Source organism: Streptomyces sp. NPDC086766, assembly GCF_044746005.1.
Lineage (GTDB): Bacteria > Actinomycetota > Actinomycetes > Streptomycetales > Streptomycetaceae > Streptomyces.
Genome location: NZ_JBIVBI010000011.1, coordinates 147,953 through 171,075, shown reverse-complemented (window position 1 = coordinate 171,075; position 23,123 = coordinate 147,953). Strand labels below are relative to the sequence as shown.

Here is a 23,123-nt window from a genome sequence, read left to right as displayed (position 1 = left end):
GAAGGTGGTGGTCCACTACGGACGGTGCCGTTGTGGTGTAGTCCACAAGGGTGAACTGGCACAGGACGCTACCTGGCCTCCACCTCCTCTGTCAGCACTCCGGGGCCTGTGACCTTCGTCGAAATTCTCGACGGCACGCTCCGGGGACCTGGGTACACTGCACGGGCACGTCCGTGCACTGCCTCCTTAGCTCAGCCGGCCAGAGCAACGCACTTGTAATGCGTAGGTCGTCGGTTCGAATCCGACAGGGGGCTCCCATGCCAAGGCCACCCGCACCGTCCGGTGCGGGTGGCCTTGGCCGTGTGTGTCGCTTTCCCGCGGGTCAGCCGGTCCTGAGCACCGCCCGCAGGACCGAGCGCAGGGTCGCCTCCGGGTCCGGGGTCGCGCCCGGCGCCCGCCAGGCCACGAAGCCGTCGGGCCGCACCAGGACCGCCCCGTCGGCCGTCGTGCCGTGGACCCGCGCCCAGTCGGGCGCCTGGTCCCCGCCCGCGTCGCCGCCGGGCCCCGGCCGCCCCGCGCCGCCGTCGCCGCCGGGCCCGCCCGTGGACCCGGGGGCCCCGCCGGGCCCGCCCGCGCCGTCGCCGGCCCCCGGCCGACCGGCGCCGCCCGGCCTGCCTCCGGACCCGGCCTCGGGCACCGGTGCGCCGCCCGGCCGTCCCGTGCCCCCGCCCGGTGCCGTCGGGTCGTACGTCAGGTCGGCGTCGGCGCCCGTGCCGATCCGGTAGCTCTGCAGCGCCACGCCGTCCTCCGCGGCGATGCGCCCGGCCGCCTCGTGCCAGCCGCCCGTGCCCTGGGCGTCGCTGAGCAGCACCATGGAGCGCTCGTACAGGTCGAGCGTGGAGACCCGCTGCCCGAAGCGGCGCAGCCACAGGTGAGGGGCCCGGCTGCCGGGCTCCCCGGTCAGCCGCAGGTTCTCCGGTACGGCCTCCTGCGCCGGATCGGCGCCCACGACGGCGCCCTGCGGGTAGCGGTAGCCGAGGACGACGTTGAGGATGCCGCCGCGCGGGCCGCCGCCGACGCCGGGGGCGGGGGCGAAGCCGGGGTGGCTGTGCTCCACGGAGCGGGCCGAGGCGCGGGCGCTGGTGGCCCGGGCGACCGGGCGGCGCTCGGTGTCGTAGGTCTCCAGCAGGCCGGGGCCGGCCCAGCCCTGCATCACGGCGGCCAGCTTCCAGGCCAGGTTGTGCGCGTCCTGGATGCCGGTGTTGGAGCCGAACGCCCCGGTAGGGGACATCTCGTGGGCGGAGTCGCCGGCCAGGAACACCCGGCCGGCCGCGTACCGGTCGGCGACCCGCTCGGCCGCGCGCCAGGACGCCTTGCCGGTGATCTCCACGTCGAGGTCGGGCACGCCGACGGCGCGGCGGATGTGCCGGGCGCACCGCTCCTCGGTGAACTCCTCCAGTTCCTCGCCGCGTTCGGGGTGCCAGGGCGCGTGGAAGACCCAGTGCTCCTTGTTGTCGACGGGCAGCAGGGCGCCGTCGGCCTCGGGGTGGGTGAGGTAGCAGCAGATGAAGCGGCGGTCGCCGACCACGTCGGCGAGCAGCTTGGAGCGGAAGGTGAGGCTGACGTTGGCGAAGAGTTCGCCGGGCCCGGTCTGGCCGATGCCGAGCCGGTTCCGGACCGGGCTGCGCGGCCCGTCCGCCGCGACGAGGTAGTCGGCGCGGACCGTGTAGCGCTCGTCGGTCGCCCGGTCCCGGACGGCGGCGGTCACCCCGTCGCGGTCCTGCTCGAAGGACTCCATCTCGTGGGAGTAGCGCAGATCGCCGCCGAGGGCGCGGGCGCCTTCGAGCAGGACGGGCTCCAGGTCGTTCTGGCTGCACAGGCACCAGCCGGTGGGACTGAACCGCGCCATCCCGCCACCGGGGTCGATGTGCTTGAAGAGCCATTCACCGGCGTCGCCGACCAGGGTGGGGGTCTGCAGGATGCCGTGGTTGTCGGCGAGCAGCGACGCCGCCGTCTTGACGTCCGGCTCGATGCCGGCCACCCGGAACAGCTCCATCGTCCGCACGTTGTTGCCGCGGCCGCGCGGGTGGATGGAGGTCCCCGAGTGGCGCTCGACCAGCAGGTGCGGCACGCCGAGGCGGCCCAGGAACAGCGACGTGGACAGGCCCACCAGGGAGCCGCCCACGATGAGGACGGGAACCCGGTGGTCGGCTTCTTGGTGCATCGATGTCTCCAGAGCAGGGGTGCGGGAGCGGGGCGCATCGCTGGTTCCATGCCCTGTGGGGAGCCGGTCCGCGTGCGTATGCGCGCCCAATCACCCGTGTGATCACCCACGTGGTTCATACGAGTCGCGCCCCGATCGCGACGGGCACAGGATCGGGATATCGCTGACGTCGCGTCACACACGGCCGACGTCCCTCTGACCCCGCTGCCCCCGAAGGAGACGTGCGCAGGATGACCACTACGTCTGAACGAGCCTCAGAACCGCCGCTGCGACAGGCCGCCAAGCGGGTCTCCCAGTCGGTCTTCGACGGATCCCGGCTCCGGGTCGTGCTGCTGGTCGACGTCTACGACGGCGCTCAGCAGCAGTTCCTGGAGGCCTACGAGCAGATGGGCAAGCAGGTCTCGTCCGTTCCGGGCCATGTCAGCGACCAGCTGTGCCAGTCGATCGAGAACCCCTCCCAGTGGCTGATCACCAGCGAGTGGGAGAGCGCCCCGCCGTTCCTCGCCTGGGTGAACAGCGAGGAGCACGTGCAGATGGTGCAGCCGATGCACAGCTGCATCCGCGACACCCGCTCGCTGCGCTTCCACGTCGTCCGGGAGACCGGCGGCGAGGCGGCGGGGACCGAGCGGCGGCTGCAGACCTCCCCGCGCATCGGTGACGGCGTGATCCGGCACGCGCTCACCTTCACGGTGAAGCCGGGCAGCGAGCAGCGGGTCGCGAAGATCCTGTCGGACTACGCCTCGCCCGAGGCGCGGGTCGACGACACCACCCGGCTGTGCCGCACCTCGCTGTTCATGCGCGGCAACCGGGTCGTACGGGCCATCGAGGTGCGCGGCGACCTGCTGGCCGCGCTGCGCCACGTCGCCCGGCAGCCCGAGGTGCGTGCCGTGGAGGAGGCCATCAACCCCTTCCTGGAGGAGCACCGCGACCTCAACGACCAGGAGTCCGCGCGGGTGTTCTTCACCCGGGCGGCGCTGCCGGCGGTGCACCACGTCACCGCGGACGACGCGCCCGAGGTCGAGCGGCACGCCCTGTACTACCAGGCGCGGCCGGGGCTCGGCATGCGGCTGGCCGAGCTGCTCTCCCAGCACGACGACCGCGCCGCCGAGGACCCGCACGGGCCGGTCCTGCGCAGCACGGTCTACGAGCGCGACGACGTGGTGGTGCGCCTGGTCGACGTGCGGGAGGGCTTCGACGCCGACCCCGCCGTCGCCCTGGGGCTGGACCCCGCGCAGGCGGCCGAGCTGACGACCCTCGCCGACGGCGCGGCGCGGGGCGGCGACGTCGCGGACCTGCTCAGCCTCGCCCGGATGGACCTCATCACCGACCGCAGGTCCGCACCGGAGTCCTGACGGGCGGCCCCCGAGCCTGCCGACCGCACCACACCATCGGAGGAACGACGTGATCAAACCACGGCCCAGGATCGTGAACCTCGACGAAGCCGAGCCCAACACCAAGCGCGGAGGCGATCTGCGCGCCATGCTCACTCCGGCGACGGTCGGCTCCACCAGCGGTTTCATGGGTGTGGCCATCGTCCAGCCCGGCGACCGCATCGGCGAGCACTACCACCCGTACTCCGAGGAGTTCGTGTACGTCGTCTGCGGCGACCTGGAGGTCGACCTGGACGGCGATCCGCACCCGCTCAAGCCGGAGCAGGGGCTGATGATCCCCGCCTACATGCGGCACCGCTTCCGCAACGTCGGCGACGTGGAGGCCCGGATCGTCTTCCACCTCGGGCCGCTGGCCCCGCGTCCGCAGCTCGGCCACGTCGACACGGAGGGCACCGAGACCGTTCCGGCCGCGGCCGCCGTGGAGGGGGAGGCCGGCGCGGCAGAGGTCCGGTCATGACCAGGCGTGTCGCGGTCACCGGGATAGGTGTGGTGGCACCGGGCGGCATCGGTGCCCCGGCTTTCTGGGGACTGCTGTCGGACGGTCGGACCGCGACGCGGGGCATCACCTTCTTCGACCCGGCGGGCCTGCGTTCCCGGATCGCCGCGGAGTGCGACTTCGACCCGGTGGCCTGCGGACTGGACGAGGAGCAGGTCGCGCGCTGCGACCGCTACATCCAGTTCGCGCTGGCCGCCGGGGCGGAGGCGGTGCGCGACTCGGGGCTCGACCTCGCCGCGGAGAACCCCTGGCGGGTCGCGGTGTCCCTGGGCACGGCGGTCGGCGGCACCACCCGGCTGGAGAACGACTACGTCCTGGTCAGCCACGGCGGTGAGCGGTGGGACGTGGACCACCGCGAGGCGCGGCCGTATCTGCACCGGGCGTTCTCGCCCAGCACCCTGGCCTCGACGGTGGCCGAGCGGTTCGGGGCGCGCGGTCCCGTGCAGACCGTCTCGACGGGCTGCACCTCCGGGCTCGACGCGGTCGGGTACGCCCTGCACACCGTTGAGGAGGGCCGGGCGGACGTCTGCCTGGCCGGGGCCTCCGACTCGCCGATCTCCCCGATCACCATGGCGTGCTTCGACGCGATCAAGGCCACCTCCCCCAACAACGACGATCCCGCCCACGCCTCCCGCCCCTTCGACAACGACCGTGACGGGTTCGTCATGGGCGAGGGCGGCGCGGTGCTCGTCCTCGAGGAGCTGGAGCACGCCCGGGCCCGCGGTGCGCACGTGTACTGCGAGCTCAGCGGCTACGCCACCTTCGGCAACGCCTACCACATGACCGGCCTGACCAGTGAGGGCCTGGAGATGGCGCGGGCCATCGAGACCGCGCTCGACCACGCCCGGCTGGACGGCTCCGCCATCGACTACGTCAACGCGCACGGCTCCGGCACCCGGCAGAACGACCGTCACGAGACGGCCGCGGTGAAGCGGGCGCTGGGCCACCACGCCTACGACACCCCCATGAGCTCCATCAAGTCGATGGTGGGGCACTCCCTCGGGGCGATCGGGGCGATCGAGGTGGTGGCCTGCGTGCTGGCCCTGGCCCACCAGGCGGTCCCGCCGACCGCGAACTACCAGACCCCCGACCCCGAGTGCGACCTGGACTACGTCCCGCGGGTGGCCCGTGAACGGAAGCTGTCCAGCGTGCTCTCCGTGGGCAGCGGCTTCGGCGGCTTCCAGTCCGCGGTGATCCTGACCCGGCCGTAGGGAGAGGACACGATGAGTGCACCGCATCAACGGCGCGCGGCCGTCACCGGAATCGGTGTCGTCGCGCCCAACGGAACGAGCACCGAGACCTTCTGGAAGTCCACCCAGGAGGGCCTGAGCGTCCTCGACCGCGTCACCCGGGAGGGCTGCGCGCACCTTCCGCTGAAAGTGGCGGGCGAGGTCCGCACCTTCGAGCCGGCCGGGGCCGTCGAGGAGCGCTACCTCGTCCAGACCGACCGCTTCACGCACTTCGCGATGGCCGCGGCCGACCTGGCCCTGGAGGACGCCCGGCTCAGCCGGGCCGACACCGGGGAGTCCCCGTTCTCCGCGGGCGTGGTCACCGCGGCCGGCTCCGGAGGAGGCGAGTTCGGGCAGCGGGAGCTGCAGAAGCTGTGGGGCCGGGGCAGCCGCTTCGTCGGGCCGTGGCAGTCCATCGCCTGGTTCTACGCGGCCAGCACCGGCCAGATCTCCATCCGCCGCGGGTTCAAGGGCCCGTGCTCGGTGGTCGCCGCCGACGAGGCCGGTGGGCTGGACGCCCTCGCCCACGCGGCGCGGGCCGTGCGGCGCGGCACCGACGTGATCGTGGCGGGTTCCACCGAGGCGCCGCTCGCGCCGTACTCGATGGTCTGCCAGCTCGGTTACCCGGAGCTGAGCCGGGTGGAGGAACCGGAGCGCGCCTACCGGCCGTTCACCGAAGCGGCCTCGGGGTTCGTGCCCGCCGAGGGCGGCGCGATGCTCGTCGTGGAGGAGGCGGGCGTGGCCCGGGAGCGGGGCATGCCCGTACGCGCCTTCGTCGCCGGTCACGCGGCGACCTTCACGGGCGCCTCCCGCTGGGACCTGTCCCGGCAGGGACTCGCCGAGGCCGTCCGGGGTGCGCTGGCCGAGGCCGGCTGCGCTCCGGAGGAGGTGGACGTCGTCTTCGCGGACGCCCTGGGGGTCCCGGAGGCGGACCGTGCCGAGGCGCTCGCGATCGCCGACGCCCTCGGTGCCCACGGCCGGCGCGTGCCGGTGACGGCGCCGAAGACCGGCACCGGCCGGGGCTACTGCGCCGCGCCCGTGCTGGACGCGGCGGCGGCCGTGCTGGCGATGGAGCACGGACTGATCCCGCCCACCCCCAATGTCCACGACGTCTGCCACGACCTCGATCTGGTGACCGTCCGGGCCCGCCCCGCCGAGGTGCGCACCGCGCTGGTCCTCAGCCGGGGCCTCATGGGGTCGAACTCGGCGCTGGTGCTGCGGCACGGCGCCGGCTGAGCCGGAGGGGCCGTGGCGCCCGACAGGCGAACGAGTCCGAGAAACCGGCGCCTCCCGGCGAGGCGGCCGGGAGCGACAAGGAGAGGATCCGCATGAGCGACCGCATCACCGTGGAAGAACTGTCCGCACTCATGAAGAAGGCCGCCGGCATCACGGTCGGCCCGCAGGAACTCCAGGGCCGCGCCGACGCCGGCTTCGAGGAGCTCGGCATCGACTCGCTCGGCCTGCTCGGCATCGTCGGCGAGCTGGAGAACACGCACGGCACGCCGATGCCCCCCGACGCGGAGCGCTGCCGGACCCCGCGGGAGTTCCTCGCCCTCGTCAACAGCACCTTCCTGGCAGGAGCCTGACATGGCCGGACACACGCAGAACGAGATCACCATCGCCGCGCCGGTGGACCTGGTCTGGGACATGACCAACGACGTGGAGAGGTGGCCGCAGCTGTTCAGCGAGTACGCCTCCGCCGAGATCCTGTCCCGGGAGGGGAACAAGTGCACCTTCCGGCTGACCATGCACCCCGACGAGAACGGCACCGTCTGGAGCTGGGTGTCCGAGCGCGAGCCCGACCGTGAGACGCTCACCGTCCGCGCCCGCCGCGTCGAGACCGGCCCCTTCGACCACATGGACATCCACTGGCGGTACGAGGAGGTCCCGGCCGGCACCCGCATGGTGTGGACGCAGGACTTCGCGATGAAGCCGGACGCTCCGGTCGACGACGACTGGATGACCGACAACATCAACCGGAACTCCAAGATCCAGATGGCCCTGATCCGCGACAGGATCGAGAAGGCCGCCGCGGGGCAGCGGGGCGAGCCGGCCCTGAGCACCGACTGAGCCGGACGGAGGACAAGGCCCATGCACCAAGGACTGATCGTCGCCCGGATGGCCCCCGGCTCGGCCCCGGACATCGCCCGGATCTTCGAGGAGTCCGACCGGGGGGAGCTGCCGCACCTCGTCGGCGTCACCCGGCGCAGCCTCTTCCAGTTCGGCGATGTGTACATGCACCTCGTCGAGGCCGACCGGGACCCCGCTCCCGCGATCGCCAAGGTCGCCGGGCACCCCGAGTTCCGGGGCATCAGCGAGCGGCTGTCGGCGTACGTCAGCGCGTACGACCCTCAGACGTGGCGGTCGCCGAAGGACGCGATGGCCCGCCGCTTCTACGTCTGGGAGCGCGACTGAGCCGTCCGCCCCGACCGTCTGCCGGACAGACGGACACACCGGTCGCCGGGCCCGCAGCGTCGCGGGCCCGGCGACCGGTGTGCGTGCTCCGTGCCGCCGGTCACCCGGGCACGGTGCAGTCGAACGCGTGCAGGTAGGGGTTGACGGGGCTGATGTCGTCGATGACCAGGCCCGCGGCCTCGAGCCGGCCGACCATGCTCTCGGTCGTGTGCTTGGCCCCGCCGACGTTCATCAGCAGCAGCAGGTCCATGGCGGTGCTGAACCGCATGGAGGGGGTGTCGTCGACGAGGTTCTCGATGACCACGACACGCGCCTTGGGGCCGCCCGCCTCGATGACGTTGCGCAGGCACCGGGCGGTGCTCTCGTCGTCCCACTCCAGGATGTTCTTGATGATGTAGACGTCGGCCGTGACCGGGATGGCCTCGCGGCAGTCGCCGGCCACGATGCGCACCCGGTCGGCGAGGGAGCCGCCCGGGCGCAGCCGGGGGTCGGCGTTCTCCACCACGCGCGGCAGGTCGAGCAGGGTACCGTGCATGGCCGGGTACTTCTCCAGCAGGCTCGCCACCACGTGCCCCTGGCCGCCGCCGATGTCGGCCACCGAGGAGGCCCCGGACAGGTCCAGCAGGTCGGCGACCTCCTGCGCGGACTGCCTGCTGGAGGTCGTCATCGCCCGGTTGAAGACGTCGGCCGACTCGGGGGCGTCCTCGTTGAGGTAGACGAAGAACTCCTTGCCGTAGAGGTCCTCCACGACGTTGCGGCCGGTGCGCACCGCCTCGTCCAGCTTGGGCCAGGCGTCCCAGGTCCACGCCTCGGTGCACCAGAGCGTGATGTAGCGCAGGCTGTGCGGGTCGTCCTCGCGCAGCAGCCGGGACATGTCGGTGTGCTCGAAGGCGCCGTCCTGCCGTTCGGCGAAGACGCCGTAGCAGGCCAGGGCGCGCAGCAGCCGCCGCAGCGGCTTGGGCTCGGTCTTCACCGCGGCCGCGAGGTCCGTGACGGCCATGGGGCGGTCGCCGAGTGCGTCGGCGACCCCGAGCCGGGCCGCCGCGCGGAGGGCGGCGGCACACGCCGCCCCGAACGCGAGCTCCCTGAGCCGCATGGACGGCGGAGGGGCAGGGGGTGTGGTCGTCATGTGCCGCCTTCCTTCCTTCTGAAACGCTGATGCCGGGAACGGGCGAGGGGGTCCGTCAGCACAGTCCCGCGGGCTTGGAGGACCGGCAGAAGTTGCCCTGGAAGGTGTTGGCGCTGCGGGCGACCTCCTGGTTGACGAGGTCCGCCGGGGCGTTGTCCAGCAGCATGTTCTGGTTGATCCGGTTCCGCTCGCTGGTGACGCCGACGAAGCTCTTGAACAGCACCACGCCGCCCGACAGCGGGGACTTGCCCGTGTTGCCGGTGACCAGGTTGCGCGTCACCGTGACGCGCTCGACGCCGGTCAGGACGATGCCCGAGCCCTGCAGGAAGGCCAGCCGCTTGGTCTTGGGGCAGTACTTGTTGTTCTGGACGACGCTGTTGCCGGACACGGTCGTCAGGCCGGCCTTGGGCTTGTTCTCGTCGCCGACGACGAACACCCCGGCGCAGTTGCCGGTGACGCCGTTGTCCGTGACGGTGACGTTGCGCAGGCGCCGGACGGTGACGCCGATCCGGTTGCCGATCAGCAGGTTGTGGTCGACCACCGTGCCCCGCGCGTCCTTGGCGCCCTGCTCGGCGGTGATCGTGTTGGCGAGGAACAGCCCCGCGTCGCCGTTGGCGCTGGCGGTGTTCTCCCGGTACACGCTGCGGGTGGCGCGCTCCTCGGCGATGCCCCACTGCCCGTTCTTCTCGGCGGTCACCTTCCGCACGGTCAGCCGGTCGGTGCCGACGGCCATCACGCCGGTCCGGGCGAAGCCCCGCACGGTCAGGGAGGCGATGGTGACGTTCTTGAGGGGGTGGCCCTTCGCCCCGACCACGCAGATGCCGTTGCCCAGCTCGGCGCAGCTCTTGGCCGCCGCCCGCGTGCCCTTGGCGCCCTTGCGGCCGCCGGGCACGGCCTTGCGGCCCTTCGACACGACCTCGTGGCCCTTCGATACGGCCTTGTGGCCGCTCGGCGCGGCCTTGTGGCCCTTCGATACGGCCTTGTGGCCGCTCGGCGCGGCCTTCCGGGCGGCCGGCTCGATGACGGTGAGGCGGCCCGTGCCGCGCAGGGTCAGTCCCCGCGTGGTCACCTTCACGCTCTCGTGGTAGGTGCCGGGGTACACCAGCACGGTGTCGCCCGGCTTCGCGGCGTTCACCGCCTTCTGGATCGACTGTCCCGGGTGCACCACGTGGACCCGGGGGACGCTGATCGGCGGGGCGGCCCCGACTCCGGCCCCGAGCAGCGCCGCGGCGCATGCTAGGTAAGCAATATGGCGTTTCGTCATATTCTGTACGCTATGACCCGACAACCCGATGGGACCCTGGATGGGCCGTACGGCGGCGTGTCATGCTCGCGGGGCCCTGCGGGCCCGCCGTCACCCGGCCGCCGTAGCCCCCCAGGGCGCCGCGGTCGCGGCCGGCCGGCCCCGGCGATACTTGCACTATGAACGGGTTCATCCGGATACGGCGGGGAGCCGGGGCCGTGGCGCGGTACGTCCGCAGCGCCCCGGGGACGTACGTGTGGCTGCTGATCCTGTTCGTCACCACCGTGGCGCTGCACCACATGTCGCCCGAGTTCGAGGACCAGTTCCTGCGGCAGCGCTCGACCAACATCCGCGAGTTGTCGAACAATCCGGTGCGGGTGCTGGTCGCCAGCGCCATGTGGATCGACAGCGGCAGCTGGCTGCCCTACGCGGCGCTCTACACGGTCTTCCACGCGCAGGCCGAGCGCTGGCTGGGCACTCTGCGCTGGCTGCTGGTGTGCGTGGCGGCGCACGCCCTGGCCACGCTGATCAGCGAGGGCGCGCTGCTGTGGGCGGTACGCGGCGGCGTGGCGCCGGTGGGCGCCGTGAACACCCTCGACGTGGGCGTGAGTTACGCGCTGGCGGGGGTGATGGGCGTGCTGACGTACCGGATCGCCGCGCCCTGGCGGTACCTGTACGCGGCCGTGGTGCTGGCCGGCTACGGGGTGCCGCTGCTGACCGGGCGCACCTTCACCGATCTGGGGCACGTCACCGCCGTGCTGATCGGACTGGGCTGCTATCCGCTGGTCAAGGGCCGTGGAAAAGCATGGAATCCGAAGGAGACACCGGTCGCCCACAGGCGTTAACGTCCGGCCATGAGCAGCGCGGCACACGGCCCCGTCAACGGCGGCATCTCCTTCTGGTTCGCGGACGACGGCCTCCCGGCGGTGCGGGAGCCGCTCACCGGGGACGCGAGCGCCGACGTGGTGATCGTCGGCGGCGGGTTCACGGGACTGTGGACCGCGTACTACCTCAAGAAGGCGGCGCCCTTCCTGCGGATCACCGTCCTGGAGCAGCGGTTCTGCGGCTACGGCGCCTCCGGCCGCAACGGCGGCTGGCTCTACAACGGCGTCGCGGGCCGCGACCGGTACGCGAGGCTGCACGGCCACGAGGCCGCCGTACGGCTCCAGCGGGCGATGAACGACACCGTGGACGAGGTGATCCGAGCCGCCGCCGAAGAGGGTGTCGACGCCGGCGTGCACCGCGGCGGTGTCCTGGAAGTGGCCCGGACACCCGCCCAGTTGGCCCGCCTGAAGGCCTTCCACGAGCACGAGCTGTCGTACGGGGAGAAGGACCGCGAACTGTACGGCGCCCGTGAGACCGCCGAGCGCGTCCGCGTCGCCGGCGCCGTCGGCGCCACCTGGACCCCGCACGGGGCCCGCCTGCATCCGGGGAAGCTGGTCAAGGGCCTCGCCGCGGCGGTGGAGGCGCTCGGCGTCACCCTGCACGAGTCGACGCCGGTGACGGAGATCCGCCCCAAGCACGCGGTCACCCCCTACGGCACCGTCCGCGCGCCCTACGTCCTGCGCTGCACCGAGGGCTTCACCGCCTCTCTCAAGGGGCAGAGGCGCACCTGGCTGCCCATGAACTCCTCGATGGTCGCGACCGAGCCGCTGACCGACGAGCAGTGGGCGGCGGTCGGCTGGGCGGGCCGCGAGACCCTCGGCGACATGGCGCACGCCTACATGTACGCCCAGCGCACCGCCGACGGCCGGATCGCGCTCGGCGGGCGCGGGGTGCCGTACCGCTTCGGCTCGCGCACCGACCACGACGGCCGCACTCAGGAGGCGACGGTCGAGGCGCTCCGGGAGATCCTGGTCGGCTTCTTCCCCGCGCTGGCCGGGGTGCGGATCGAGCACGCCTGGTCGGGCGTCCTCGGCGTGCCGCGCGACTGGTGCGCGACCGTCACCCTGGACCGCGCGACCGGCCTGGGCTGGGCCGGCGGCTACGTAGGCTCCGGCGTCGCCACCGCCAACCTCGCCGCCCGCACCCTGCGGGACCTGGTCCAGCTCGATTCCGGCCAGTCGGGCCCGACCGAGCTGACCCGCCTGCCCTGGGTCGGCCACAAGGTCCGCAAGTGGGAGCCGGAGCCGTTGCGCTGGCTGGGTGTGCGGGGCATGTACGCCACCTACCGCACCGCCGACCGGCGTGAACTGCTCACCCACAGCGCGCGGTCGTCGAAACTGGCCCGCCTCGCGGACCGGGTGGCGGGCCGTCACTGACGGCGCCTCACGCCACGGCCGAAACTTTACGCTCTGATTGCCCGCACGGACGTCTCCCGTCACGCCCATCCCGTCGAAGCTGTGTGCCGAGTGTGTCATGCACGCAACCGCTCCCAGGGGAGGGCACTTCATGGCGGCCACAAGCCGGCGAAGCAGAAAAAGAACGGCGGCGGTTCTCGTCACCACCGCCGCACTGGGACTGACCATCACCCAGGCCCAGGCCGCGGGACGCGGGGTCGATCCCTTCGGCGTCCGCGCGCAGCACCACCAGGCCCGGCTGAACGAGCAGCAGCCGGGCCGGGTCTCCCTCGCCACGGAGGGCGACGACGAGGGGGGCAACGAGGGCGAGGAGATCGCCGAGCAGGCCGACCAGTACGCCGAGGCCCGCACCTCGCCCGGCATCGTCGCGCCCGGCGCCTACGGCGCGGCCTACGCGGCGCTGAAGAACCTGCCGCACACGAAGGGCAAGTGGCGGGACGTCACCCGGCTGCCCTACGACAGCGACGACCCCCGCTACCGGGACATCAACTCCAACTCCAGCGGCGGCGCGGGCCGGGTGTCCGGCCGGGTCACCGGGCTGGCGGCCGACAACCGGGGCTATGTGTACGCCGGTTCGGCCAACGGAGGTGTCTTCCGGTCGCGGACCGGCGGCGGCCACTGGAGCCCGATCTCCGACCGGCTGCCCGCGCTGTCCACCGGCGACCTGCAACTCGACGGCCGCGGACGGCTCTGGTACGCGACGGGCGAGGCCAACACGAGCGCCACCTCCTTCCTCGGTACGGGCGTCTACGTCCTCGCCGACCCCCGGCACGGGGAGTTCGGCCGACGTGACCGGGTCGGCGGCGACGAGCTGGAGTCGACCTCGATCCACGCGCTGCGCTTCGGCGGCGACAAGGTGTGGGCGGCCACCACGAGCGGGGTGTGGAGCCACTCCACCAGGACGCTGAAGGGCCCCTGGAAGCAGGAGTTCGCGCCCAACCCGGACTATCTTCCGGGCGGTTCGAAGGCCTCCGACCCGAACGCGCCGTACAAGAACATCGCCAACGACATCGCGATCGACCCGAAGGACCCCTCGAAGGTCGTCCTCGCCGTCGGCTGGCGCAGCGGTGACACCTACAACGGCTTCTACTCCAAGGGCAGTCACGGCTGGGAGCGGGTGACCGGGCTCGGCGACCTGCCGAGCGACAGCGACAACGTCGGCAACGTCACCTTCGCCCGCAGCGCGGACGGCTCCCGGTACTACGCCATCGACCAGTCGCCCGAGCAGATGAACACCAACCCCGACAGCGGCCTGGAGGGCATCTTCGTCTCCAAGTCCGGTTCACCGACCGGCCCGTGGACGAAGATCGCCGGCTACCAGCAGCTGCGCGACTCCGGCTCGGCGCTCACCTACGACGGCTACCAGCCCGGCGTCCAGGCCTGGTACAACCAGTTCCTCACCGTCGACCCGAAGAACCCCGACCACGTGTACGCGGGTCTGGAGGAGGTCTTCGAGACCAAGGACGGCGGCAGGTCCTGGACGGTGCCCGGACCGTACTGGAACTTCGGCTTCAAGTGCTGGTCCATCGACCCGGCCAAGCAGTCCGGCGACTGCCCGGCCACCGTGCACGCCGACCAGCACGCGGTGACGACCGGCAGCTTCCACGGCAAGCCGTACGTGATCGTCGGCGACGACGGCGGCGCCTTCCGCCGCCCGCTGAACGGCAGCGCGAACGCCGAGGGCCACGCCACCGACTGGACCTCGCTGAACGACGGCACCATGGACGTCCTGCAGTACTACTCGGTCGGCGTCGGCACCGACGGCCGCGGGGTCGCCGTCACCGGCGGCCTGCAGGACAACGGCCAGTCGATCCTGCGCCCGGGCGACCGCGTGATGGGCTCGAACTTCGGCGGCGACGGCGGCGACACGATCGCCGACCCGCGCAACGGCTGCAACATCGCCGAGGAGTACGTCTACCTGGCGGTGTCGGTGACGCAGAACTGCGCGGTCAACGACGGGAGCTGGGTCAGCGACCCGTCCAAGGCGACCTCGTACTCCGTCGCCCCGCCCGACAGCGCCACCGGTGAGGCCCGCTTCATCGCGCCGCTGAACGCCGACATCAAGGACAGCGACACCTGGGTCGCCGGCGGGCGGCACGTGTGGATCAACACCAAGGGCTGGGCGATCCGCAGCGGCAGCGAGTGGACCGGCGCCTTCGACCTCGGCGCGGGCCACACCGCCACGGCGGTCGCCTCCTCCGGCGGCCGGGTGTACGCGGCCTGGTGCGGCCCCTGCAACAACCAGGGCTTCACCCGGGGCATCGCGGTCGGCAACGCCGACGGCACCGGCTGGCACCAGCTGACCCTGCCGACCGACGGCACGGTGCCCAACCGCTACCTGTCCGGCCTGGCGATCGACCCGGCGAACGCCGACCACGTCCTGCTCGCGGTCAACGGCTTCTCGCGCAAGTGGACGGAGGGCCCCGGCGCGGGCTACGGCCATCTGTTCGAGACCCGGGACGGCGGCGTGACCTGGAAGGACGTCTCCGGCAACCTGCCCGACGTCCCGGCGAACGCGGTGGCCATGCTGAAGGACGGGACGGTCGTCCTCGGCACCGACCTCGGCGTGCTGGTGCGCGCCCCGAGGTCGGCCGGCTGGAAGGTGGCGGGGGAGAACCTGCCGACCACCGCCGTGATGCAGCTGCGGACCGGTCCTGACGGCCTGCTGTACGCGGCCACCCACGGGCGCGGCATCTGGGCCGTCGACCCGCGGCGCCTGCGCTGATCCCCACGGGGAGGGGCCCCGGCAGGGACCCCTCCCCACCCTCGCGGGCTGCCCCCGTCCTCTCAGGCTACGACTTGGGCGGCGCCGCCTCCGCAGGGCCGGGACGGGACATCGCCGGGCGTCCGCGCAGGTCGGCGGCCTTGTCGGTGGCCGGGTGCAGGATGGGCGCATGGTGAGGCGAGCGACGGGCAGGACCGGCGGCGCGGGTGCGCACACGACCGGTGCGGGCGGCGGCCGCGGGGACGCGGTGAAGCCGGCGCGGCGGCCGGAGGTGCGGCTGCCCCCCTTGGCGGCCTACGACGGCGGCGCGCTGGCCCCGGACGGGGACTACGACGGACTGGACTTCCGGGAGGCCGATCTCGGCGGCCAGGACGGCGCGGGCGCCCGCTTCCTGGACTGCGCGCTGACCGGCTGCGCCCTGGACGGGACGTCGCTGCGCCACGCGCGCTTCCTCGACTCGGTCCTCACCGGTGTCCGGGGCGTCGGGACCGACCTCGCGGAGTCGACCCTGCGCGACGTGGAGCTGGTCGACGCCCGCCTCGGCGGCGTGCAGCTGCACGGGGCGGTCCTGGAGCGGGTGTGGATCCGCGGCGGCAAGATCGACTACCTGAACCTGCGCACGGCGCGGCTCAGGGACGTCGTCTTCGAGGGGTGCGTCCTCGTCGAGCCGGACTTCGGCGGAGCCCGGCTGGAGCGGGTCGAGTTCGTGGACTGCGCGCTCAGCGGCGCGGACCTCACCGCGGCCGTCCTCACCGACGTGGACCTGCGGGGCGCCGCTCCGCTGGACCTCACGCGCGGGTGGGACCGGCTGGCCGGGGCGGTGATCAGCCCCGCCCAGCTCCTGGACCTGGCACCGCTGCTGGCGGCGGAGCTGGGGATCGCCGTGGAGGGCTGAGCGGGGCGCCCTCCCGGAGCCGGCTCAGCCGATCACCGACCGGAACCGCTCGATCGTCCGGCGGCGCATGGTGAGGAGGGCGAGCCAGGAGCCGTCGGCGAAGTGCAGCCGGAAGCGGGCCATCAACTGGAGCCGGGGGCGGCGCTCGACCCGGGCCACCCACGCGCGGGGCACCTCCCACACCGGAGTCCCGTCCAGCGGGTGCACCAGTCCGACGCGCTGGTCGGTGACGCGCAGGAGCAGGGCGCCGGAGGTGCCCGGCACTCCGGCCGCGACGCTTCCGTGCCCGCCGGACTGGGCGCCGACGTTCTGCATCAGGTAGTCCCCGAGCTCCCCGCCGAGCCGCCCGAACCCGTGGACGCGCATCTTCATGCCCTTGGCGCTCTTCGCGGGGATGACGACGGCGTAGGTGCGGAGCTGCTCACCGGGGCTCAAGTGGCCCTGGGCGGAACGCTGATGGCGGGAGATGGTCTCAGGCACGAGCGATGATCGTACCGGGGTGCGCCCGGGGCGGGGCGGCCGGATCGGGCAGCGCGGGGAACCGCACGTTCAGGGCAGGCGGGGGAAGCGGGCCTGGAGGGTCCAGACGGCCGGGTTCTCCGCCAGGTCCTCGTGCATGTCGCACAGGTCGGCGATCAGATCGTGCAGGAAGTCCCTTGCCTCCCGGCGCAGTTCGGTGTGGGAGAAGGTCAGCGGGGGCTCCTCGGCCGGCATCCAGTCGGCCTCGATGTCCACCCAGCCGAAGCGGCGCTCGAACAGCATCCGGTCGGTCGACTCCGTGAAGTCCAGTTCCGCCCGCTGCGGCCGCGACGCCCGCGACCCGGCCGGGTCCCGGTCCAGCAGCTCCACGATGTCGCACAGCGCCCACGCGAAGTCCAGCACCGGCACCCACCCCCACGCCGTGGCCAGCTCCCGGTCCGCCTTGGTGTCGGCGAGGTACACGTCCCCGCTGAACAGGTCGTGGCGCAGGGCGTGGACGTCCGCGCGCCGGTAGTCCGTCTGCGGCGGGTCGGGAAAGCGGGGGGAGAGGGCGTAGCCGATGTCGAGCACACAGGCGATGGTGTCACGCCCCCGCATAGGATCACGCACGTGTCCCGATCCGCACCCGTCGTCCGCGCGGCCGCCGCCGGCACCTCCGTCCTGCTCGCCCTCGCGCTGACCGCGTGCGGCGGCGGTGTGCACGGCACCCCCGGCGGCGCGGGCGTGCGCGACCCGTACTTCCCGAAGGCGGGCAACGGCGGATACGACGTCACCCACTACGGCCTGACCCTCGCCTACGACCCGGAGGGCCACCGCCTCTCCGGCACCGCGGTGATCACCGCCCGCGCCACCAAGGACCTCTCCGCCTTCGACCTCGACCTGGCGGGGATGGAGGTCGGCTCGGTCACCGTCGAGGGCCGGGCCGCCCTGTTCAGCCGTGCCGGCCAGGAGCTCACCGTCCGCCCGCACGGCGAGCTGGACCGGGGCGAGACGTTCACCGCCACGGTCCGCTACGCGGGCACCCCGCGCACCCTCACCGACCCCGACGGCTCCAAGGAGGGCTGGCTGCGCACCGCCGACGGCGCGCTCGCGCTCGGCGAGCCCACGGGGTCGATGGCGTGGTTCCCCGGCAACGACCATCCGTCCGACAAGGCGGCCTACGACATCACCGTCACCGTGCCCAAGGGCCTGCGGGCCGTCTCCAACGGGGAGTTGAAGAGCGAGACGACGAGCGGCGGCCGGACCACGTTCCACTGGCACACCGACGAGCCGATGGCGACCTATCTCGCCACCGTCGCGATCGGCCGCTGGACCGTCACCCGCTCCACCCTGAAGAACGGCCTGCCGGTCTACGTGGCCGTCGACCCCACCCAGGCCAAGGCGAGCCGCGCGGTGCTCGCGAAGATCCCCGAGATCATGGACTGGGCGGAGACCAACTTCGGCCCGTACCCCTTCTCCTCCGCCGGCGTGATCGTCGACCGCCCCGGTGACGCCGGGTACGCCCTGGAGACCCAGAACCGCCCCGTCTTCGCCGGCCCCCCCGACACGACCACGCTCGTCCACGAGCTCGTCCACCAGTGGTACGGCGACTCCGTCACCCCGAGGACGTGGCAGGACATGTGGCTCAACGAGGGCTTCGCCACCTACGCGCAGTGGCTCTACGCGGAGGACCACGGCGGCGACAGCGCCCAGCGGACCTTCGACTCCGTCTACCGCGGCGACCACTACGACGACGCCGACAACAAGGCGGTCTGGGCGTTCCCGCCCGCGAAGCCGAGCGACGCCGCGCACATCTCCGACAGCCCCGTCTACGTCCGCGGCGCGATGGTGCTGCAGAAGATCCGGCAGAAGGTCGGTGACGAGACCTTCTACGACATCGTCCAGGGCTGGGCCGCCGCCCACCGCCACGGCACCGCGGACACTGCTCAGTTCACGGCGTACGTGGAGAAGAAGGCACCGGACAAGGACTTCAGCGGCATCTGGAAGGACTGGCTGTACGGCGAGGGAAAGCCGGCGCACCCCTGAGACGGGCCGCCCCGGGCCGCGCGCCCCTGAGCCGCGCCGCTCCGGCCCGTACCTCTCGCTCCCGCCTCACCGCAGTTCCTTGCGCAGCACCGCGCACGGGCGGTTGAGCCGGCGGTCCGGACGGTGGTCGACGACCGTGTAGCCGAGGGCGGTCCAGAAGGCCAGCGCCCCGGGGTTGTTCTCGAGGACGGCCAGGCGTACGGCGGTGCGGCCCGCGGCGCGCAGGCGCTCCTCCACCAGGCCGGCCAGCCGGCGCCCGTGGCCCTGCCGCTGCGCGGCCGCGTCCACCATGAGCAGGCCGATCCACGGGTCCGGGTCGGCCGGGTCGGGGTGGTGGGCGAGCGTGATGGCGACGCCGACCAGCCGGCCCTCGCTGCGGGCGAGCAGCACCTCCACGTCCGGATGGGCCAGCTCGTCGGCCAGCTCGGCCGCCACCTGCTCCGGCCGGATGTCGTCCGGGTCGGGGAAGTCCCCGCTGAGGGCGTGGAAGGCGCGGTTGGACGCGTAGAGCGCGGTGAGTTCGGTCAGCAGCTCGCCCGGCAGGTCGTGGTCGGGGGCGACGCGAAGGGGCTCGAGGATCACCCGGGCAACGTATCGCGGACCGGTGTCGGCACCGAGGTGAGAGGGCGCGGGACATGCGCGGACCCCGGCCGCACGGGGCAGCCGGGGTCCGGGCGCGGGGCGGTGTCCGTCAGACGTTGACGCCGAAGTCCTGGGCGATGCCGACCAGGCCCGAGGCGTAACCCTGGCCGACCGCGCGGAACTTCCACTCGGCGCCGTTGCGGTAGAGCTCGCCGAAGACCATGGCGGTCTCGGTGGCCGCGTCCTCCGACAGGTCGTAGCGCGCGATCTCGGCGCCGCCGGCCTGGTTCACGATGCGGATGTAGGCGTTGCGGACCTGGCCGAAGTTCTGGCCGCGGTTCTCGGCGTCGTAGATGGAGACCGGGAAGACGACCTTCTCGATGTCGGCCGGGAGCGCGGCGAGGTTGACGTTGATCGCCTCGTCGTCGCCGGCGCCCTCGCCGGTGCGGTTGTCGCCGGTGTGGACGATGGAGTTGTCCGGGGTCTGCTTGTTGTTGAAGAAGACGAAGTGACCGTCCGAGTACACCTTGCCCTGCGGGTTCACGGCGATCGCGGAGGCGTCGAGGTCGAAGTCCGTGCCGGTGGTGGTGCGGACGTCCCAGCCGAGGCCCACGGTGACGGCGGTCAGGCCCGGAGCTTCCTTGGTGAGCGAGACATTGCCGCCCTTGGACAGGCTTACAGCCATTGTTGGGAGTCCCTTCCCTCGTTACGTGTGCGGACGAAGCTACCGCCACCCATAGGAACGCCGAGGGGGGTCCCCGGGGTTCCGGATCTCTTTACCTTTTTTACGCATCTCGGCGGACGCGGGCCGCGAAATCCGGGTGACGTGGACCGGCCGGACCCGGGAACATGGAGGACATGTCCGGTCCTCATGTCGTCCGCGGCTCCGTCTCGCTTCCCGAGGCCGAGCTGATGTGGCGTTTCTCGCGCTCGTCGGGTCCCGGCGGACAGCATGTGAACACCAGCGACTCCCAGGTGGAGCTGCGCTTCGACCTGGCGCGGACCGAGGCGCTCCCCCAGGTGTGGAAGGAGCGGGCGCTGGAGCGGCTGGCCGGACGGCTCGTCGACGGCGTGGTCAGCGTCCGCGCCTCCGAGCACCGCTCCCAGTGGCGCAACCGCGAGGCCGCCGCCGTACGGCTCGCCGCGCTCCTCGCCGAGGCGACCGCGCCCCCGCCCAGACCGCGCCGGCCGACCCGGATCCCGCGCGGGATCAACGAGCGCCGGCTGCGGGAGAAGAAGCAGCGCTCGCAGCGCAAGCAGAGCCGCTCCGGCCGCGACTGGACGTAGGACCTGTCCGGCCGGGCGGCTCCCCGGCCGGCGGCGGGCGCCGACCCGTTCAGCCCAGGTGCCGGTAGCGGCCCCGGAAGTACAGCAGCGGGCCGCCGTCCGCGCTCGGGACCCGGGCGGTCAGGACGCGGCCCACCACCAGGGTGTGGTCCCCGGCCGCCACCCGCTGCTCGGTGCGCAGTTCCAGGGTGGCCAGGGCGCCGCCCACCAGCGGCGCGCCGGACACCTCGCCGCGGACGTAGGGGATGTCCTCGAAGAGCAGGCGGTCGCTGATGCGCCCTCTCATGGCGAAGCGGCCGGCGATGTGGCGCTGGCTCTCCGCCAGCACGGACACCGCCCACAGCGGCTGCTCGGCGAGCAGGTCGTCCATGCGGGAGCCCGCGCGCAGGCTGACCATGGCCAGCGGCGGGTCCAGGGACACCGACAGGAACGCCGTCGCCGTCATGCCCACGTCCTCCCCGGCGGGCGCCCCCGGGTCGTCCGGGTCGAGCGGCGGCTCCTGCGCGGTCACCAGGACCACGCCCGCGGCCAGCCGGGACATCGCGGCGCGGAACTCGTCGTTGGTCACCCCCTCAGGATGCCCGGCGGCGGCCGGGACGGCGGGAGCCGGGACGGCGGGGGAGAGCCGGACGGGGGAGGCGGGCGGGGAAGAAGAGTTCAGCACACACGAAACGCTAACCACCGGCCCACGCCGGCCGCATCGGGCCTCCGCCCGAGCCCGGTCCTAGGACCAGCGGCGGACCGCTCTCCCCCCGTTCCGGGCGTGTCACCGGTCCTTCTCGTGCATCATGTCCACACATCCACACCATGTGCGATCGGTAAAAGCGCGGGGAAAGCGCGGAATCTCCACTCAATTGTTCAGGTTTGCCTGTGACTTGAGTCACAAGGGCCGTGAATTGTTGACCCTGTGTACCGAGTGGGCTTCGCGCTGTGATTCAGTGGCGGGGACGCTGCACAGACGATACGCCGATGAGAACCCTGGATTCGCTGCGAGGTCTCGGGGGGAGGGCGAGCATGGAGACCGAGTCGGAGCCGTACGTCCGCCTTGCGACCCTGCGGCAACTGCATCAGGTCATGGCGGACATGAACACCGCGCGCAGCCTGGCGGACACGCTGCAGACCGTCGCCGACGGCGTGGTGAACGGCCTCGGCTACGAGCTGGCGTGCGTGAACCTCGTACGCCCCGACGGCGATCTCGTCGTCGCCGCCTTCGCCGGGAACTCCGCCGCCGAGGCGCTCATCACCGGCCGCGTCGGCTCCCGCGACTCCTGGGAGCGCCGGCTGGGCATGGGCGAGCACTGGGACGACCTCGTCTTCATCCCGCACACCGAGGGCTGGGTCCTCGACGACGACGACGTCCCGCAGTGGTACACCGACGGGCCCGCCCCCCGCTTCGAGGACGAGTGGCACCCCTCCGACCGGCTCTTCGCGCCCATGTGGACCCCCGGCGCGCCGGACGGCCGGCGCGGCGAGCTGCTCGGCGTCCTCTCGGTGGACCGGCCGCGCAACGGCCGGCGGCCCGGCGCCTGGGGGCGCGAGGCGCTCCAGATGTACGCCTTCCAGGCCGCCATCGCGATCAGCAACGCCCGGCTGCGCGCCAACATGCAGCGCGCCCTGGTCCGCCTGGAGCGCGAGCAGCAGGCCCTGCGCGCCAGCGAGGAGAGCTTCCGCCAGGCCTTCGAGTACGCCCCCTCCGGCATGGCCATCGCCGAGATGGGCGGCGAGCAGCACGGCCGCATCCTGCGCACCAACGACGCCCTGTGCCGCCTGCTGGGCCGCCCGGCCTCCGCGATGCGCCGCTACTCCTTCTCCGACCTCGTCCACCCCGAGGACATAGGCACCCTGCTGCGCACGTCCGCCGAGGGCGGCCGCGCCGAGCTGCGCCTGGGCCGCCGCGACGGCACCTACGTCTGGGTGTCGCTGCGCAACTCCGTGGTCGCCGACGCCGCCGACGGCCCGCGCTTCCTGCTCACCCACGTCGAGGACATCGAGGACCGCAAGCGCCGCGAGCTCCACCTCGCCCACCGCGCCTCCCACGACTCCCTCACCGGCCTGCCGAACTCCGCGGAGCTGCGCGCCCGCCTCTCCGCCCGGCTGTGCCGGCGCCCCCAGTCGGCGCACGCGGAACTCGACTCCCTGGACGCGGCCTACGGGCACCCGGCGTACGACGTCGGCGGCCACGGCTTCGACTTCCAGCCGGACGTGCCGCCGTACGACACCTACGACCACCATGTGCACACCATCGCCCCCGAGGACGACCGGGACGACGGCGCCAAGGGGCTCGCGGTCCTCTTCTGCGACCTCGACGGCTTCAAGTCGATCAACGACCGGTTCGGGCACAACGCGGGCGACGCCGTCCTCATCGAGGTGGCCCGGCGGCTCAGCAACGGCGTGCGCGACGGCGACACGGTCGCGCGGCTCGGCGGTGACGAGTTCGTCATCCTCGCCAACGGCCTCGGCCGCGCCGACGCCCAGGACCTCGCCGTACGCCTGCGCAACGAGATCATCCAGCCGATCCGGGCCGAGGGCCGCGCGGTGCGGGTCGGAGCCAGCTTCGGCATCGGATGGGCACACTGTGGAATGACGGCGGACGAAGTGTTGAAATCCGCTGACGAACGGATGTACGTCGAGAAACGATCTCGTCCCAAACAACATCGTCGGGCTGGATGATCGCAGGTCAGCGTGCTGATGCGGTGGGAGTCACCCGTTTGGTGCCCGTGGAACGGGTAGGCTCGCCACTCTCACCACGTCCCGCATCCGAC

The 23,123-nt window shown here is 72.6% G+C and carries 22 protein-coding genes and 1 tRNA gene; 15 read left to right on the top strand and 8 right to left on the bottom strand.

Annotated features, from left to right (window positions below):
• Positions 1-180 precede the first annotated feature (180 nt).
• Positions 181-254 (top strand) — tRNA-Thr (locus ACIPM1_RS21280).
• A 68-nt stretch (positions 255-322) separates the two neighbouring features.
• Here ACIPM1_RS21280 and ACIPM1_RS21275 read toward each other — a convergent pair.
• Positions 323-2,164, bottom strand: a complete 1,842-nt coding sequence (locus ACIPM1_RS21275) for an FAD-dependent oxidoreductase (RefSeq protein WP_402436957.1) — start codon at positions 2,162-2,164, stop codon at positions 323-325.
• 230 nt (positions 2,165-2,394) lie between these two features.
• On the opposite strand from ACIPM1_RS21275, the gene ACIPM1_RS21270 reads away from it, so the two are divergent.
• The 7 genes from ACIPM1_RS21270 (at position 2,395) to ACIPM1_RS21240 (ending at position 7,695) form a co-directional block, all read left to right on the top strand.
• Entirely contained in the window at positions 2,395-3,516 is a 1,122-nt protein-coding gene (locus tag ACIPM1_RS21270) for a SchA/CurD-like domain-containing protein (RefSeq protein WP_356186302.1), read from the top strand.
• A 49-nt stretch (positions 3,517-3,565) separates the two neighbouring features.
• Complete coding sequence (locus tag ACIPM1_RS21265) at positions 3,566-4,012, top strand: cupin domain-containing protein (protein ID WP_392194198.1); 447 nt, start codon at positions 3,566-3,568, stop codon at positions 4,010-4,012.
• Positions 4,009-5,262: a beta-ketoacyl-[acyl-carrier-protein] synthase family protein gene (locus tag ACIPM1_RS21260; protein WP_356186297.1), complete on the top strand. Its 1,254-nt coding sequence runs from the start codon at positions 4,009-4,011 to the stop codon at positions 5,260-5,262. Before ACIPM1_RS21265 ends, ACIPM1_RS21260 begins: the two co-directional genes overlap by 4 nt.
• 12 nt (positions 5,263-5,274) lie before the next feature.
• Complete coding sequence (locus ACIPM1_RS21255) at positions 5,275-6,516, top strand: beta-ketoacyl synthase N-terminal-like domain-containing protein (RefSeq protein WP_402436954.1); 1,242 nt, start codon at positions 5,275-5,277, stop codon at positions 6,514-6,516.
• Positions 6,517-6,608: 92 nt separating this feature from the next.
• Entirely contained in the window at positions 6,609-6,866 is a 258-nt protein-coding gene (locus ACIPM1_RS21250; protein ID WP_356186291.1) for an acyl carrier protein, read from the top strand.
• 1 nt (position 6,867) lies between these two features.
• Positions 6,868-7,350: an SRPBCC family protein gene (locus ACIPM1_RS21245; RefSeq protein ID WP_402436952.1), complete on the top strand. Its 483-nt coding sequence runs from the start codon at positions 6,868-6,870 to the stop codon at positions 7,348-7,350.
• 21 nt (positions 7,351-7,371) lie between these two features.
• A complete protein-coding gene (locus ACIPM1_RS21240; RefSeq protein ID WP_402436950.1) occupies positions 7,372-7,695 on the top strand; it encodes a TcmI family type II polyketide cyclase in 324 nt (107 codons plus the stop codon).
• Between the two features lie 100 nt (positions 7,696-7,795).
• Here ACIPM1_RS21240 and ACIPM1_RS21235 read toward each other — a convergent pair whose 3' ends face one another.
• Both ACIPM1_RS21235 and ACIPM1_RS21230 read right to left on the bottom strand, forming a co-directional pair.
• The gene (locus tag ACIPM1_RS21235; RefSeq protein WP_356186282.1) at positions 7,796-8,824 is read right to left on the bottom strand and encodes a methyltransferase; all 1,029 of its coding nucleotides are present in this window, start codon (positions 8,822-8,824) and stop codon (positions 7,796-7,798) included.
• A gap of 55 nt (positions 8,825-8,879) precedes the next feature.
• Positions 8,880-10,088, bottom strand: coding sequence for a nitrous oxide reductase family maturation protein NosD (locus tag ACIPM1_RS21230; RefSeq protein ID WP_402436948.1), 1,209 nt, complete (start codon positions 10,086-10,088; stop codon positions 8,880-8,882).
• Between the two features lie 158 nt (positions 10,089-10,246).
• Here ACIPM1_RS21230 and ACIPM1_RS21225 point away from each other — a divergent pair, with 158 nt between their 5' ends.
• The 4 genes from ACIPM1_RS21225 (at position 10,247) to ACIPM1_RS21210 (ending at position 15,987) form a co-directional block, all read left to right on the top strand.
• Positions 10,247-10,912, top strand: a complete 666-nt coding sequence (locus ACIPM1_RS21225; protein ID WP_402436946.1) for a rhomboid-like protein — start codon at positions 10,247-10,249, stop codon at positions 10,910-10,912.
• 9 nt (positions 10,913-10,921) lie between these two features.
• Positions 10,922-12,328, top strand: a complete 1,407-nt coding sequence (locus tag ACIPM1_RS21220; RefSeq protein ID WP_402436944.1) for an NAD(P)/FAD-dependent oxidoreductase — start codon at positions 10,922-10,924, stop codon at positions 12,326-12,328.
• A 130-nt stretch (positions 12,329-12,458) separates the two neighbouring features.
• Positions 12,459-15,092, top strand: a complete 2,634-nt coding sequence (locus ACIPM1_RS21215) for a glycosyl hydrolase (protein ID WP_402436943.1) — start codon at positions 12,459-12,461, stop codon at positions 15,090-15,092.
• 169 nt (positions 15,093-15,261) lie between these two features.
• Positions 15,262-15,987 (top strand): pentapeptide repeat-containing protein, encoded by a 726-nt coding sequence (locus ACIPM1_RS21210; protein ID WP_402436941.1) that lies wholly within the window; start codon positions 15,262-15,264, stop codon positions 15,985-15,987.
• 24 nt (positions 15,988-16,011) lie between these two features.
• Here ACIPM1_RS21210 and ACIPM1_RS21205 read toward each other — a convergent pair whose 3' ends face one another.
• Both ACIPM1_RS21205 and ACIPM1_RS21200 read right to left on the bottom strand, forming a co-directional pair.
• Positions 16,012-16,467 (bottom strand): hypothetical protein, encoded by a 456-nt coding sequence (locus ACIPM1_RS21205; RefSeq protein ID WP_402436938.1) that lies wholly within the window; start codon positions 16,465-16,467, stop codon positions 16,012-16,014.
• A 69-nt stretch (positions 16,468-16,536) separates the two neighbouring features.
• Positions 16,537-17,037: a hypothetical protein gene (locus tag ACIPM1_RS21200; protein ID WP_356186262.1), complete on the bottom strand. Its 501-nt coding sequence runs from the start codon at positions 17,035-17,037 to the stop codon at positions 16,537-16,539.
• Positions 17,038-17,076: 39 nt separating this feature from the next.
• Between ACIPM1_RS21200 and ACIPM1_RS21195 the strand changes: the two genes are divergently transcribed.
• Entirely contained in the window at positions 17,077-18,492 is a 1,416-nt protein-coding gene (locus tag ACIPM1_RS21195; RefSeq protein ID WP_402436937.1) for a M1 family metallopeptidase, read from the top strand.
• Between the two features lie 66 nt (positions 18,493-18,558).
• Here the strand turns inward: ACIPM1_RS21195 and ACIPM1_RS21190 are convergent, their stop codons facing one another.
• Complete coding sequence (locus tag ACIPM1_RS21190) at positions 18,559-19,074, bottom strand: GNAT family N-acetyltransferase (RefSeq protein WP_402436935.1); 516 nt, start codon at positions 19,072-19,074, stop codon at positions 18,559-18,561.
• 109 nt (positions 19,075-19,183) lie between these two features.
• Complete coding sequence (locus tag ACIPM1_RS21185) at positions 19,184-19,759, bottom strand: TerD family protein (RefSeq protein ID WP_402436933.1); 576 nt, start codon at positions 19,757-19,759, stop codon at positions 19,184-19,186.
• A gap of 164 nt (positions 19,760-19,923) precedes the next feature.
• Between ACIPM1_RS21185 and arfB the strand changes: the two genes are divergently transcribed.
• Positions 19,924-20,361, top strand: coding sequence for an alternative ribosome rescue aminoacyl-tRNA hydrolase ArfB (arfB, locus tag ACIPM1_RS21180; protein WP_402436931.1), 438 nt, complete (start codon positions 19,924-19,926; stop codon positions 20,359-20,361).
• 49 nt (positions 20,362-20,410) lie between these two features.
• Here the strand turns inward: arfB and ACIPM1_RS21175 are convergent, their stop codons facing one another.
• Positions 20,411-21,022 carry a flavin reductase family protein gene (locus ACIPM1_RS21175; RefSeq protein WP_402437126.1) on the bottom strand — a complete coding sequence of 204 codons (612 nt, stop codon included), beginning with the start codon at positions 21,020-21,022 and terminating at the stop codon, positions 20,411-20,413.
• 353 nt (positions 21,023-21,375) lie between these two features.
• On the opposite strand from ACIPM1_RS21175, the gene cdgB reads away from it, so the two are divergent.
• The gene (gene cdgB / locus ACIPM1_RS21170; protein ID WP_402436929.1) at positions 21,376-23,031 is read left to right on the top strand and encodes a diguanylate cyclase CdgB; all 1,656 of its coding nucleotides are present in this window, start codon (positions 21,376-21,378) and stop codon (positions 23,029-23,031) included.
• Positions 23,032-23,123 lie beyond the last annotated feature (92 nt).

Bases quoted from the DNA above. Each gene is read 5' to 3' on its own strand.
- ACIPM1_RS21275 (WP_402436957.1), bottom strand. From the start codon at position 2,164: ATGCACCAAGAAGCCGACCACCGGGTTCCCGTCCTCATCGTGGGCGGC.
- ACIPM1_RS21270 (WP_356186302.1), top strand. From the start codon at position 2,395: ATGACCACTACGTCTGAACGAGCCTCAGAACCGCCGCTGCGACAGGCC.
- ACIPM1_RS21260 (WP_356186297.1), top strand. From the start codon at position 4,009: ATGACCAGGCGTGTCGCGGTCACCGGGATAGGTGTGGTGGCACCGGGC.
- ACIPM1_RS21255 (WP_402436954.1), top strand. From the start codon at position 5,275: ATGAGTGCACCGCATCAACGGCGCGCGGCCGTCACCGGAATCGGTGTC.
- ACIPM1_RS21250 (WP_356186291.1), top strand. From the start codon at position 6,609: ATGAGCGACCGCATCACCGTGGAAGAACTGTCCGCACTCATGAAGAAG.
- ACIPM1_RS21245 (WP_402436952.1), top strand. From the start codon at position 6,868: ATGGCCGGACACACGCAGAACGAGATCACCATCGCCGCGCCGGTGGAC.
- ACIPM1_RS21240 (WP_402436950.1), top strand. From the start codon at position 7,372: ATGCACCAAGGACTGATCGTCGCCCGGATGGCCCCCGGCTCGGCCCCG.
- ACIPM1_RS21235 (WP_356186282.1), bottom strand. From the start codon at position 8,824: ATGACGACCACACCCCCTGCCCCTCCGCCGTCCATGCGGCTCAGGGAG.
- ACIPM1_RS21230 (WP_402436948.1), bottom strand. From the start codon at position 10,088: ATGACGAAACGCCATATTGCTTACCTAGCATGCGCCGCGGCGCTGCTC.
- ACIPM1_RS21225 (WP_402436946.1), top strand. From the start codon at position 10,247: ATGAACGGGTTCATCCGGATACGGCGGGGAGCCGGGGCCGTGGCGCGG.
- ACIPM1_RS21220 (WP_402436944.1), top strand. From the start codon at position 10,922: ATGAGCAGCGCGGCACACGGCCCCGTCAACGGCGGCATCTCCTTCTGG.
- ACIPM1_RS21215 (WP_402436943.1), top strand. From the start codon at position 12,459: ATGGCGGCCACAAGCCGGCGAAGCAGAAAAAGAACGGCGGCGGTTCTC.
- ACIPM1_RS21210 (WP_402436941.1), top strand. From the start codon at position 15,262: ATGGTGAGGCGAGCGACGGGCAGGACCGGCGGCGCGGGTGCGCACACG.
- ACIPM1_RS21185 (WP_402436933.1), bottom strand. From the start codon at position 19,759: ATGGCTGTAAGCCTGTCCAAGGGCGGCAATGTCTCGCTCACCAAGGAA.
- arfB (WP_402436931.1), top strand. From the start codon at position 19,924: ATGGAGGACATGTCCGGTCCTCATGTCGTCCGCGGCTCCGTCTCGCTT.
- cdgB (WP_402436929.1), top strand. From the start codon at position 21,376: ATGGAGACCGAGTCGGAGCCGTACGTCCGCCTTGCGACCCTGCGGCAA.